We start from the raw sequence: 12266 nt of genomic DNA, 5'->3' as shown, positions 1-12266 counted from the left end.
AAGAAATAGCGGGTCTATTAATTGACCTAAAATCGTTTAACATGAAAAAAGCTATCCCATTTTCGTTGTCCTTATTTTTATTTGTTGCTTGTGAAAAGGAATTTGAACCCCCATTCGATAATCAAAAATTTTATGATTATCATGAAACGCAAAACTGGAATTCTGAGGACTTCAAAAGCGAGCTTATAGGGGAATGGCAATTGATATATCAATATTGCTGTTCGGAAGCAACTTCTGCAGCTTGGGCTGATGTTCGAGAAGAGGAGTATGTTTTAAATATTGGTGTAGATTCTATTCTAGTATATCGAAAAGGAGAGTTAGCAAGCACTACTTTCTGGGAACTGGAAACGCGAGGTGAAACCGCATTTTATCTTAATTCAGAAGTAGGAATTGAAAACACTTTCGGTACAATCTATCTCAATAAAGAATATTTACTCTTTCACGGTTCTCCAGCAGATGGCTCCGATTCATATTATGAAAGAATTAAGTAACCATTTTGTGATATTGAAGTTGATGTAGAAAATTCAACTTATGAAAACCATAGCTATAACAGGCGCAACCTCAGGTATAGGGCTTGCTACATCAGAAGCATTATTAGAACAAGGCAATAAGCTAATTTTCCTAGTTAGAAATACTCAAAAAGCTGAGGAAATCATTTCCAATTGGGATAAAAAATCTCATGTAAGTATTATTCAATGTGATTTGGCTGATTTAAATTCCGTAAAAAAAGCTGCTGAGGAATTGCTTAAACTCACAGATCATTTAGATGTATTAATAAATAACGCTGGTGGTACTTTTCAGGAAAGAAAAGAAAGTAAAGATGGCTATGAGTTACACCTGGCTGTCAATCACTTAGGTCATTTCTTATTAGTGAAAACCATCATGCCGCTGCTCGAAAAAAGCAAAACCAAGGTAATAAATGTTAGTTCAGAAGCACATCGAGCAGGAAATCCAAATTGGTCTGATTTGAATTTACAGAAAAACTATTCAGCAATAAAAGGCTACGGCAATGCCAAATTATATAATATCTTGTTTACCAAATCCTTAGTCGATAAAGGAATGACCTCTTATGCTTTACACCCTGGCGTGATCGATTCTGGTTTTGGAGATTCCTTATCTGGCTTCTTAAAAATTATGTGGAAATTAGGAAAGCCCTTCATGAAAACCACAAGAGAAGGGGCATCCACTTCCATATATCTTGCTACTCAAGACCTCCCAAAAGATAAGAATGGTGAGTATTTTAAGGATAAAAAAGTTAAAAAAGCTAGCGCATTAGCCAATAGCTCCGCTGCACGAGAAAGACTTTGGGAAGAAAGCGAGAAAATGGTAAATGGCTTTTTATGAAAGCCCTTCTATTTTAACAATCAGAGATTTTATAAATCTATCTCTGCATATCCATTATTTATAAGAGGAAATAATTAATTTCAATTTATCTAATTGATATCTATGAAGAATCCTCCTCCTTATGTGCTACCGATTGTAGTATTTTCTCAATTCTGCTGTACTTCTTTATGGTTTGCAGGTAATGCGGTAATGCCGGATTTATTATTGAATTTTAACCTGGCGCCCACCGCTTTAGGAAACCTGACATCTGCTGTGCAATTTGGATTCATATCAGGAACATTAGTTTTTGCTATTCTTTCCATAGCGGATCGCTTTTCTCCTTCTAAGGTGTTTTTTGTTTGTGCTATCATAGGGTCACTTTTTAATTTGGGAGCTGTTTGGGAAGAAAATACATTAGTTAGTTTAATTAGCTCTAGATTTGCAACAGGCTTTTTCCTCGCAGGTATTTATCCAGTAGGAATGAAAATTGCATCAGATTATTTTGAAAAAGGATTAGGAAAATCTTTAGGGTTTTTAGTTGGGGCTTTAGTATTAGGAACCGCTTTTCCTCATCTATTAAATTTATTCACACAAGATATTCAATGGGAATTCGTCCTATATTTCACTTCATCATTAGCTTTCGTTGGAGGATTGCTCATGTTCTTTTTAGCCGATGGGCCCAATCGCAGAAGGAGTCAAAGACCCGATTTTACAGCTTTTTTTCAAGTGTTTAAAAAGAAAGAGTTTAGGGCTTCTGCTTTTGGATACTTCGGCCATATGTGGGAACTATATGCCTTCTGGGCTTTTGTCCCTATATTTCTTGGCGTCTATCAAGGTTTCCATAAAACCGTAGAATTCAACATTTCTTTAATGTCATTTATAATTATTGGTGTTGGAAGTATAGCATGTATATCCGGTGGATATATTTCAGAAAGCTTGGGGACTAAAAAAACAGCTGCATGGTCTCTATCCTTATCTGGCCTATGTTGTCTAATTTCGCCAATAGCAGTTATGTATTTCAATCCCGCACTTTTCATTGGGTTTTTAATTTTCTGGGGAATGGTAGTAATAGCTGACTCTCCTCTTTTTTCAACCTTAGTCGCTACTCATGCACCTGCTGAAAATAAAGGCACTGCATTAACCATTGTAAATTCAATCGGATTTGCCATTACTATCATGAGCATTCAATTATTAAATATTCTAAGAATAGAGCTGAGGCCAGAATACTTGTTTAGTATTTTAGCTATAGGGCCAGTTTTAGGTTTGTATTTTCTAAATTCTAAAAACCCACTTATTTCAAATTAGCTCATAACATTCTTGAATAGATTTTTTAGGATTCTATTAAAATTGACCGTATCATTAAGACGTAAATTTGAAATATCCCCTTAAAGAAGAATGGAAAAAAAACCTGAAAACCAGTATCAAGAAAAAAAGAGTAAAAATAAAAAACCTTATTATAAAAAAAGATATAATCAGAAAGCCCCTAAAAAGAAGTTTTGGAATGCCGATAAAATTGTCAGTTTATCGGCCATGGCCATAGCGCTTTTTACTTTGGTAGTTCTTTTATATCAAAGCTATATTTTAGATAAGCAATATGAGTTAACAGTAAAACAGCAAAAAGCTGCAGTATTACCTTACTTACAATTTATTCCATATTCGGGAGAAAGTGGTTTTTCGATAAGTATCAAAAACAAAGGCCTTGGCCCAGCATTTATAAAAGGATTATACATTAAAGAGAAAGACTCCACCTTCCTTCACCACAACCTCTATCATTTCTATAATGAGAGAAATAGTGACACCGTATATTCATTTAATGCAGCTAGCCTTATTGATGGGCTTGTTTTATCTCCGGGTGAAGAGTTAGAACTTTTCTCCGCTGGAGGTGGTAGCTCTGGATTGGATCCTATCGTAAATTTTTTCTATGACTACTTCGATAGAGGTCAAAAAATGTTTTTCATTGAATACGAATCCGTTTTCAAGGATGCATGGATCACTACTACTTCTTTTCAAAATTTACCTAAGGAAGAATATGGTGAATTTGAAATCTATTACAATATGGTAGAGTAACCGATTACTCATGCATCAGGATCAATGGATATAAATTGCTGTTGCACCAACTAATTCACTTTAAAGCAGTACAATGTTAATAACAACTTAACCGCATAAAAAATGGATATCAATTTAGCAGTACTAATAGATGGGGATAACATTCCTTCGGCCAATGTGAAAGAAATGATGGAGGAAATTGCTAAATACGGTAATCCCACTATTAAGAGAATTTATGGGGATTGGACTAAGCCTAATTTAAGTAAGTGGAAAAACTTATTGTTGGAAAATGCCATCACACCCATACAGCAATATGGCTACACCACTGGGAAAAATGCTACTGATTCGGCCATGATCATAGATGCAATGGATATCTTATATTCCGAAAAAGTAGATGGCTTTTGCTTGGTTTCCAGTGATAGTGATTTTACCCGATTGGCTACCAGGCTCCGAGAGGCAGGCATGAAAGTTTATGGAATTGGAGAAAAGAAAACCCCTAATCCATTTATAGTGGCTTGTGATAAGTTTATATATATAGAAATATTAAATACCCAACCTGAAGAAAAAGAAGCTAGTTCTGATAAATCAAAACCTAATGTTGATAAAATTACTCAAAAAGACATTAAACTGATATCAAGTACCATTTCCGATTTAGCTGATGATGACGGATGGGCATTCTTAGGTGATGTCGGAAACTTATTGCAAAAGAAACAACCTAATTTTGATTCGAGAAACTATGGTTATCCTAAACTTACCCCTCTTATCAAATCCATTAAAAATTTTGAGATCGAGGAGCGCATAGGAAATAAAAATAATCTGAAACTAGTTTATGTTCGACTTAAAAAAAAGCAGAAATAGCTCTTTAGTTAATCTCCTTTAATTTCTCTTTATATACTTCCACCACAGATTTAACTTTTTCAATTTCAGAATATAATGAATCTATGGAGTTTTTAAGATTTTCTAAAGTTTGAACATACTGTGTAGAGTCATTTCTCAATTCTTTTAGCTCTTGTTCGTATTCTAAAATCTTTTCATTTGTGCGCTCATAATTTTTTTGATTTTTACGTTCATCCCTTTTAAGATCCTCAAATTCTTTACTTAGATAAGTTGCCGCTTGTTCGGACTCATCTATTTTCTTTTGAGCTAAATCCGTCCTCATTTTTAGGTTGAAATTATATACAAACTCCTCAACTGCTTTTTGTAGCTCTGGGTAGATCTCTTTTGGAATGCCTTGTGGATCAATCCCCATCCACAACACACTTTTTTCGGTATTTCCTGTAATTTGACTAAAAATCAAGACCTCCTCCACATAAATATCAGTTCGGAATGTAGTTTGATAGGTCTTATGGTTTTGAGTATCTTCACTTCTACCAAAATCCTTGGCGTATTCTTTCCAGCTATTCTGAGCTTTTTCCTTAGAAAAAGGTAAATCAACCTCATATCCTTCAACATCTACACCTAACAAATTATGAGCACTGCCGACCGTTTGATATTGTGCAAATAAGGGACTGATGCTGAAAAGCAAAATGAACGGTAATAAGATTCCTTTTAACATATCAATAAGATTCTTTTTGATTGCAAACGTAAATATAAACATAATGGTGTAGCTATTTATGTTATTCCATAACCAATAATCAGGCCTAATATTATTTTACTGAGCCGATTCCCAACTAATTTGCTTAGCAGTAGTTAAGAAGATAGAACTTATGAATATGAAAAATATATTAATAACCGGTGGCTCTGGACTTGTAGGAACTGAACTTTCTGCTCTATTAAAATCTAAGGGATATGAAGTTGCCCATTTAACAAGGAGCATAAAGAAAAACTATCCTTATCAACAGTTTGAATGGAATATAGGAAAGCAGCAAATTGATGAAAAGGCTTTCGAGTTTGCAGATGTGATTATCCATTTAGCTGGTGCTGGAGTAGCTGACAAACGTTGGACAGAGGAGCGTAAAAAAGTAATTATTGAAAGCAGAACAAAATCTGTTCAACTTCTATTCGATAAAATTCAAGCTAATCCTGAATATGCACCTAAACATTTAATAAGCGCAAGTGCTATTGGCTATTATGGTATGAACACTGGTGATAAATGGGTAGATGAAGACTCTGAAGTTGGCAATGATTTCTTAGCTGATGTAACCAAAAAATGGGAAGCTTCTGTAGATCAATTTGAAGCATTGAATATTCCAGTTGCTAAAATCAGAATAGGAATAGTCTTAACAGATAAAGGCGGAGCATTACCACAATTAGCTCAGCCCATCAAATTATTTGCCGGTGCACCCTTAGGTTCAGGAAAGCAATGGATGAGCTGGATCCACATCGATGACTTAACAAGGCTATTTTTACACAGTTTAAAAAATAAATTAACTGGAGTATATAATGGCGTTGGAGAAAATCCAAATACGAATAAAGAAGTAACGCGCGCAGTTGCAAAAGTTTTAAATAAACCTTTGATTCTGCCAAATGTGCCTGCTTTTGCTATGAAATTATTATTAGGCGAAATGGCTCAAATGGTTTTGGGAGGTAATAAGGTAAGTGCTAAAAAAACGCTTCAGTCAGGATTCGAATTTAAGTTTGAAAAGTTGGATGAGGCATTAGAGGATATTTATAAGGCCTCCTAGCCGCAGCCCCCTAACCCCCAAAGGGGGATTTCTCTCTCCGATTTAGATTAGTAATAAATGATAAGTTTCATCTCTTTTAACGTAAATTTCTTAGCGAAGAAACTAATTAAAATGCAAATGTTTTTCTGTGAGTATTCCCCCTTTGGGGGCTAGGGGGCTACAAAAACACCCAAAAACTCAAGATCAACACCCCCCATAAAATACCTAAAAAATGCCATCCTTTAATCAGCAATTCATATTTTAAATGCCAAAAAGGATTAGTTTCTGCTATTAAATATTTTACTGGATCTTTAGAAATGGAGTGGGTTTGAAAAATCAAAAACCCTAAATAGGTGTGAGCAGCTAAAAAGTGAGCAGCATGTAAAGCAGTAAGTACATATAAAAAAGAAGCAGAAACATGAGACGAAAATAATACATCTGATTCTCTAAGCATTTTCCAACCTAAGAACTGGCAAAGTGCAAAACCTAAGCCGAGAAAAAATGTAACCCTCAGCGCCATTAACAAAGACGATATTTCTTGGGCTTTGAATAATTTATGAATTGGGTGAATCATAAAACTTGAGGCAGCAATCAATATTGTACTAAGTGTAAAAACAGCCGGTAATTCTATTTCTTTATTTCCCTCATTTCCAAGACTCATAAAAAATGAGAACAATAAAAAAAAGAAAATTAAAGTGCTTCCAAATAAACTTAGAATAAATATCATTTTATAGGGGTGCATCTTTTCAACCCTTTCAAAAAATGATAATTCTTTAACTTTTGTTTTCTTATCCATTTAACACAAAATTTAGGCTATCAAGCAATCCTTAAACCATTTTCCACACTTTTATCAACTCCTAGCAAACTGACTCTGTCATCATCTACCGCTCCTAGAACCAAACATTCGCTCATGAAGTTCGCTATCTGTTTTGGAGGAAAGTTTAATACTGCAACCACCTTTTTACCAATTAATTCTTCTAACTCATATAAAACAGTTATTTGAGCTGAGGATTTCCTGATTCCATACTCTCCAAAATCAACCCATAATTTGTAAGCAGGCCTCATTGCTTCCGAGAATTCTTCAGCTCTTAGTATTGACCCAACTCGCATTTCTATTTTAGAAAAATCCTCCCAGCCAATTGTTTTATCATTCTCATTCATAACTGAATAGCCTCCGTTTTGGTTATTTTTTAGTTAATTTTTTCTGTGGTCTTCGAACTATGCGCCTTTCCGGCTAGTTTGTTTTACCTTTGCAAGATACACTAACGAAATTCTTGCGTAAAAGTCAGCGCAACATTTAAATAAGAATAGCTTTGAAGATAAAGGACTTTCTAAAATTATATAAAGATGATGCTATCATGCAAACCATGATGGCTTCCCTTAAACCTAATGAAAATCAAACAATCCACCTGAAGGGTTTAGTAGGAAGTTTGGATGCAATAGCCGTAGCAGTATCGCACCAGATTAATCATCAAAACCAACTCATCATTTTGCACGATAAGGAGGAAGCGGCTTACTTCCAAAATGATTTACAAAATTTATTAGACTTCAAAGAGCCGCTGCTTTTTCCCACTTCTTATAAAAGAGCTTATCAGTTTGATGAGACTGAAAACGCTAACGTTTTAATGAGAGCGGAAATTCTGAATAGAATTAATAACAAATCCTCCACGGGAGAAATCATTGTTACCTATCCGGAAGCGCTTTCAGAGAAAGTGATCAATAAAAAGTCGCTTAAATCGAATACTTTCACAGCAAAAGTTGGAGAATCATTAGATGTTGAATTCATAGCAGAGCTTTTGCAAACCTACGATTTCGAACCAACCGACTTCGTTTACGAACCTGGCCAGTATGCCATAAGAGGGGGTATTATTGATATTTTTTCCTATGCTAGCGATGAGCCTTACCGTATTGAACTTTTCGGAAATGAAATTGACAGCATTCGAACTTTTGATGTTGCCTCACAATTGTCGATCGACCCTATAAAACAGATTAATATTATTCCGAATGTACAAACTAAATTACTGGAAGAAACACGAGAGTCTTTATTAGATTATATTCCTAACAACACTAAAGTGTGGTTCAAAGACTATAAGCAAACTCTGGATGTTATCCAGCAATATTTTGATAAGGCATCTCATTCTTTTCAAGAAATTCTTGATAGCACTCATCAAACACAAGTGGTTTTAGAACCTCATATGTTATTTGAAACGCAGGAAAGTTTTGAAAAAGGACTTGAAAAATACATTAAAGTAGAATTCGGAAACCGCTTTTATTTAAAAGCAGATCAGCAATTTGAATATCAGGCAAAACCTCAACCTTCTTTTAATAAGAATTTTGACTTAATTGCTGAAAACCTTTCAAGCAATCAGGAAGCCGGTTTAATCAATATCATTTCTTCAGAATCTATAACTCAAACGGAAAGGCTCAAAAATATCTTTGAAGAAATCGATCCATTTATAAAGTTTCAGTCATTGCCTCACACCTTGAGGGCCGGCTTTGTAGATGATCAATTAAAGCTCGCTTGCTATACCGACCACCAGATTTTCGAAAGGTTTTACCGTTATAAAACCAAGGATAAGCAGAGTAAATCAAAAGCGATTACCATCCGGGAGCTCAAAAATTTGCAACCGGGTGATTTTGTAACCCACATAGATTACGGAGTTGGCCGCTTTGCCGGAATGGATAAGGTGGATAATAATGGCAAGAAGCAAGAAGTAATTCGTTTAATCTACAGAGATAATGATTTACTGTATGTGAGTATTCATGCGCTACATAAAATTTCAAAATATAGCGGTAAGGAAGGCAGCACCCCATCCATTAGTAAATTAGGTTCTCCTGAATGGGAAAACAAAAAGAAAAAAGCCAAGAAGCAGGTTAAAGATATTGCTAAGGATCTTATTGAGCTTTACGCAAAAAGGAAATCTGCTCCAGGTTTTGGGTGTAAAGAAGATAGCTTTTTACAAGCTGAGTTAGAGTCTTCTTTTATTTATGAAGATACTCCTGATCAGGCAAAATCTACTGCCGATGTAAAAGCAGATATGGAGCAAGAACACCCTATGGATAGGTTGGTTTGTGGAGATGTGGGTTTTGGTAAAACTGAAGTTGCTATTAGAGCAGCTTTTAAGGCGGTTGACAATCAAAAACAAGTTGCCGTTTTAGTGCCTACTACCATTTTGGCTATGCAGCATTTCAGAACCTTTGCTGAAAGGTTAGAAAAAATGCCGGTTACGGTTGAGTACATTAACCGTTTTAGAACCACTAAACAAATCAAAGATATTCTAAAGCGAACTGCTGAAGGAAAAGTAGATATTCTAATCGGTACTCATCGAATTGTGAATAAAGATGTAAAGTTTAAAGATCTTGGTCTGCTTATTATTGATGAGGAACAAAAGTTTGGCGTTTCTGTAAAGGATAAACTGAAACAGTTTAGAGTAAATGTAGATGTGCTTACTTTAACTGCTACCCCTATTCCTAGAACTTTACATTTTAGTTTGATGGGGGCTCGGGATTTAAGTGTTATTCAAACTCCTCCACCTAATCGCCAGCCTGTCACCACAGAATTACATACTTTCAATGAAGAAAAATTAAGAGATGCCATTGCATTTGAATTGCAGAGGGGAGGACAAGTATTTTTCGTCCATAATAGAATTGGGGATATTGAACAGGTCGGCAACATAATTTTAAAACTAGTTCCAGATGCCAGAATTGGGGTGGCCCATGGTCAAATGGAAGGCCCAAAACTTGAAAAAGTAATGATGCGATTCATTGAGGGCGAATATGATGTCTTAGTTTCCACCAACATCATTGAATCAGGATTGGATATTCCGAATGCCAACACTATTATCATTAATCATGCACATATGTTTGGTATGTCTGATTTACATCAGATGCGTGGTCGTGTAGGGCGTTCAAATAAAAAGGCTTTTTGTTATCTTTTGACTCCCCCTACTATTGGCTTAAGCTCAGATTCCCGAAAAAGGCTTACTACTTTGGAAGAATTCTCTGATTTAGGAGATGGCTTTAAAGTGGCGATGCGAGATTTGGATATCCGTGGAGCAGGGAATATGTTAGGGGCTGAGCAAAGTGGTTTTATCACAGATCTGGGGTTTGATATGTATCATAAGATATTAGATGATGCAGTAGCGGAGCTTAAGCAGACTCACTTTGCTGATCTTTTCAAGGATGAATTAGCGAAAAAAGCAGAGATTATTGCCCAGGATTGCACGATTGAAACAGACTTAGAAATACTCATCCCTGAAGATTATGTGGAAAACATAACAGAAAGGTTAAGTCTGTATTCGCAATTGGATAATATTAAAAACGAAGAAGAATTAGGCGTTTTTGAAAGATCTATGGAAGATCGTTTTGGCAAAATACCTGCAGTAGTTTATGATTTAATTGAAACGGTAAGAATAAGATGGAAGGCCGAAAAGCTAGGCTTTGAAAAGTTGTTGATCAAAAATGGTAGTCTAAAAGCTTATTTTGTTTCAGCGGATAACGAAAAGTATTTTAAATCTGACATCTTTGGTAGAATATTAACCTTTGTTCAAATGCATGGTAAACAATGCAAAATGAAAGATTATAAAGGCAGACCGATTCTAAAAATTCAAGATATTGAAAATATTGAGCAGGCTAAAGCCATAATATTTGATATGGCAGGAGAAGAAGTGGCGACAGCTTAGCGATTATTTTAACAATTGGTATCTTTACAGCGTAATACTAAAAGCATAGAATTTTTATCATAGAATAACCTAAGACATGAATAAGAAAGTAATTTTAATGATATTAGACGGTTGGGGTATTGCAACCAATAAAGAAGTCTCGGCTATAGATAAAGCCAATACACCTTTTGTTGATGGCTTATATAATCAATATAAACACAGCAAATTAGAAGCTTCGGGTCTTGCAGTAGGATTACCAGAAGGTCAGATGGGGAACTCTGAAGTGGGCCACATGAACATTGGTGCTGGTCGTGTTGTCTATCAGGATTTAGTAAAAATCAATAAAGCAATCGAAGAAAAGTCTATTAAAGAAAACCCTGTTTGGTCAGAAGCGATGAGCTATGCCAAGGAGAATAATAAAAAAGTCCACTTTATCGGTTTAGTTTCTGATGGTGGGGTACACTCTCATATTGATCATTTAAAAGGCTTGATGACCCTTGCTCATGAGGAAGGCGTAAAAGATTTATTCGTGCATGGCTTTACTGATGGCCGTGATACGGATCCGAATGGGGGAAAAGATTATTTAAAAGATGTTGAAGAACATGCTGCAAAAACAGGAGCAAAAATAGCTTCAATCACTGGTCGCTATTATGCTATGGACCGCGATAACCGGTGGGAAAGAGTGAAATTGGCTTATGATGCCATGGTACATGGTGAAGGAAAACAAACAGAATCTGTATTAGATGCCATTCAAGAATCTTATGATGAGGGCGTAACAGATGAGTTTATTAAACCCATTATCAATACCGAAAATGGTGAAGCCATTGCTAAAATAGAAGAAGGTGATGTGGTGATATCTTTCAACTTCCGAACCGACAGAGGAAGAGAAATAACTCAAGCTTTAACTCAAAAGGCTTTCCATGAGCAAAACATGCATCCTTTGGATTTACACTATATTACTATGACGAAGTATGATGATACTTTCAAAGGAGTAAAAGTACTTTTCGAGAAGGATAATTTAGTCAATACTTTAGGAGAAGTATTAGCGAAAAATAATAAGAAGCAGATTAGAATAGCTGAAACAGAAAAGTATCCTCATGTCACCTTTTTCTTTTCTGGAGGAAGAGAAACTGAGTTTGAGGGAGAAAAAAGACTCATGTGTCCTTCACCGAAAGTAGCTACTTACGATTTACAACCAGAAATGAGTGCTGGCGATATAAGGGATAAAATCATTCCCGAATTGAAAGCGGGTGATGCTGATTTCGTTTGTCTAAATTTTGCCAATCCTGATATGGTAGGCCATACTGGGGTTTTTGAGGCAGCCGTAAAAGCTTGTGAAACAGTAGACCAATGTGCTAAAGCGGTTGTTGATGTAGCCAAGGAAAATGGTTACGCTACCATTATCATAGCCGACCACGGTAATTCGGATTACATGGTAAATGAAGATGGAAGCCCAAATACAGCGCACACTACAAACCTTGTGCCTTGTATATTAGTTGATGATGAATTCAAGGGCACTATCAAAGATGGTAAACTAGGTGATCTAGCTCCAACTATTTTAAAAATAATGGATGTTGAAGTACCTAAGGAAATGACCGGTGATATTTTAATTGATTAATAAATATTTGAGGGC

At 35.6% G+C, this 12266-nt stretch carries 11 protein-coding genes; 8 read left to right on the top strand and 3 right to left on the bottom strand.

Annotated features, from left to right (window positions below):
* The first annotated feature begins 41 nt into the window (after positions 1 to 41).
* The 5 genes from QYS48_RS06985 (at position 42) to QYS48_RS06965 (ending at position 4227) form a co-directional block, all read left to right on the top strand.
* Complete coding sequence (locus QYS48_RS06985; protein ID WP_308358121.1) at positions 42 to 491, top strand: hypothetical protein; 450 nt, start codon at positions 42 to 44, stop codon at positions 489 to 491.
* A 40-nt stretch (positions 492 to 531) separates the two neighbouring features.
* Positions 532 to 1344 carry an SDR family NAD(P)-dependent oxidoreductase gene (locus tag QYS48_RS06980; protein ID WP_308358120.1) on the top strand — a complete coding sequence of 271 codons (813 nt, stop codon included), beginning with the start codon at positions 532 to 534 and terminating at the stop codon, positions 1342 to 1344.
* A gap of 102 nt (positions 1345 to 1446) precedes the next feature.
* Positions 1447 to 2628 carry an MFS transporter gene (locus tag QYS48_RS06975; RefSeq protein ID WP_308358119.1) on the top strand — a complete coding sequence of 394 codons (1182 nt, stop codon included), beginning with the start codon at positions 1447 to 1449 and terminating at the stop codon, positions 2626 to 2628.
* A gap of 90 nt (positions 2629 to 2718) precedes the next feature.
* The gene (locus QYS48_RS06970; RefSeq protein WP_308358118.1) at positions 2719 to 3390 is read left to right on the top strand and encodes a hypothetical protein; all 672 of its coding nucleotides are present in this window, start codon (positions 2719 to 2721) and stop codon (positions 3388 to 3390) included.
* 102 nt (positions 3391 to 3492) lie between these two features.
* Positions 3493 to 4227, top strand: a complete 735-nt coding sequence (locus QYS48_RS06965) for an NYN domain-containing protein (RefSeq protein WP_308358117.1) — start codon at positions 3493 to 3495, stop codon at positions 4225 to 4227.
* 4 nt (positions 4228 to 4231) lie between these two features.
* On the opposite strand, the gene QYS48_RS06960 is transcribed toward QYS48_RS06965, so the two are convergent.
* Positions 4232 to 4966, bottom strand: coding sequence for a hypothetical protein (locus QYS48_RS06960; RefSeq protein ID WP_308358116.1), 735 nt, complete (start codon positions 4964 to 4966; stop codon positions 4232 to 4234).
* Between the two features lie 115 nt (positions 4967 to 5081).
* Here QYS48_RS06960 and QYS48_RS06955 point away from each other — a divergent pair, with 115 nt between their 5' ends.
* The gene (locus tag QYS48_RS06955) at positions 5082 to 5993 is read left to right on the top strand and encodes a TIGR01777 family oxidoreductase (RefSeq protein ID WP_308358115.1); all 912 of its coding nucleotides are present in this window, start codon (positions 5082 to 5084) and stop codon (positions 5991 to 5993) included.
* Positions 5994 to 6150: 157 nt separating this feature from the next.
* Here QYS48_RS06955 and QYS48_RS06950 read toward each other — a convergent pair whose 3' ends face one another.
* Positions 6151 to 6768, bottom strand: coding sequence for a hypothetical protein (locus QYS48_RS06950; RefSeq protein ID WP_308358114.1), 618 nt, complete (start codon positions 6766 to 6768; stop codon positions 6151 to 6153).
* 20 nt (positions 6769 to 6788) lie between these two features.
* A complete protein-coding gene (locus QYS48_RS06945) occupies positions 6789 to 7133 on the bottom strand; it encodes a tRNA-binding protein (protein ID WP_308358113.1) in 345 nt (114 codons plus the stop codon).
* Positions 7134 to 7285: 152 nt separating this feature from the next.
* Between QYS48_RS06945 and mfd the strand changes: the two genes are divergently transcribed.
* Both mfd and gpmI read left to right on the top strand, forming a co-directional pair.
* A complete protein-coding gene (gene mfd / locus QYS48_RS06940; protein WP_308358112.1) occupies positions 7286 to 10654 on the top strand; it encodes a transcription-repair coupling factor in 3369 nt (1122 codons plus the stop codon).
* Positions 10655 to 10730: 76 nt separating this feature from the next.
* Positions 10731 to 12251, top strand: a complete 1521-nt coding sequence (gpmI, locus tag QYS48_RS06935) for a 2,3-bisphosphoglycerate-independent phosphoglycerate mutase (protein ID WP_308358111.1) — start codon at positions 10731 to 10733, stop codon at positions 12249 to 12251.
* Positions 12252 to 12266 lie beyond the last annotated feature (15 nt).

This window comes from Marivirga arenosa, from assembly GCF_030503895.2.
In the GTDB taxonomy this organism is placed as follows: Bacteria; Bacteroidota; Bacteroidia; order Cytophagales; family Cyclobacteriaceae; genus Marivirga; species Marivirga arenosa.
The sequence above is the reverse complement of the archived record's forward strand: the minus strand, read 5'-3'. Positions and strand labels throughout refer to the sequence as shown.

Coding starts and splice junctions, on each gene's coding strand:
- QYS48_RS06985 (WP_308358121.1), top strand. CDS start 42: ATGAAAAAAGCTATCCCATTTTCGTTGTCCTTATTTTTATTTGTTGCT.
- QYS48_RS06980 (WP_308358120.1), top strand. CDS start 532: ATGAAAACCATAGCTATAACAGGCGCAACCTCAGGTATAGGGCTTGCT.
- QYS48_RS06975 (WP_308358119.1), top strand. CDS start 1,447: ATGAAGAATCCTCCTCCTTATGTGCTACCGATTGTAGTATTTTCTCAA.
- QYS48_RS06970 (WP_308358118.1), top strand. CDS start 2,719: ATGGAAAAAAAACCTGAAAACCAGTATCAAGAAAAAAAGAGTAAAAAT.
- QYS48_RS06965 (WP_308358117.1), top strand. CDS start 3,493: ATGGATATCAATTTAGCAGTACTAATAGATGGGGATAACATTCCTTCG.
- QYS48_RS06960 (WP_308358116.1), bottom strand. CDS start 4,966: ATGTTTATATTTACGTTTGCAATCAAAAAGAATCTTATTGATATGTTA.
- QYS48_RS06955 (WP_308358115.1), top strand. CDS start 5,082: ATGAAAAATATATTAATAACCGGTGGCTCTGGACTTGTAGGAACTGAA.
- QYS48_RS06950 (WP_308358114.1), bottom strand. CDS start 6,768: ATGGATAAGAAAACAAAAGTTAAAGAATTATCATTTTTTGAAAGGGTT.
- QYS48_RS06945 (WP_308358113.1), bottom strand. CDS start 7,133: ATGAATGAGAATGATAAAACAATTGGCTGGGAGGATTTTTCTAAAATA.
- gpmI (WP_308358111.1), top strand. CDS start 10,731: ATGAATAAGAAAGTAATTTTAATGATATTAGACGGTTGGGGTATTGCA.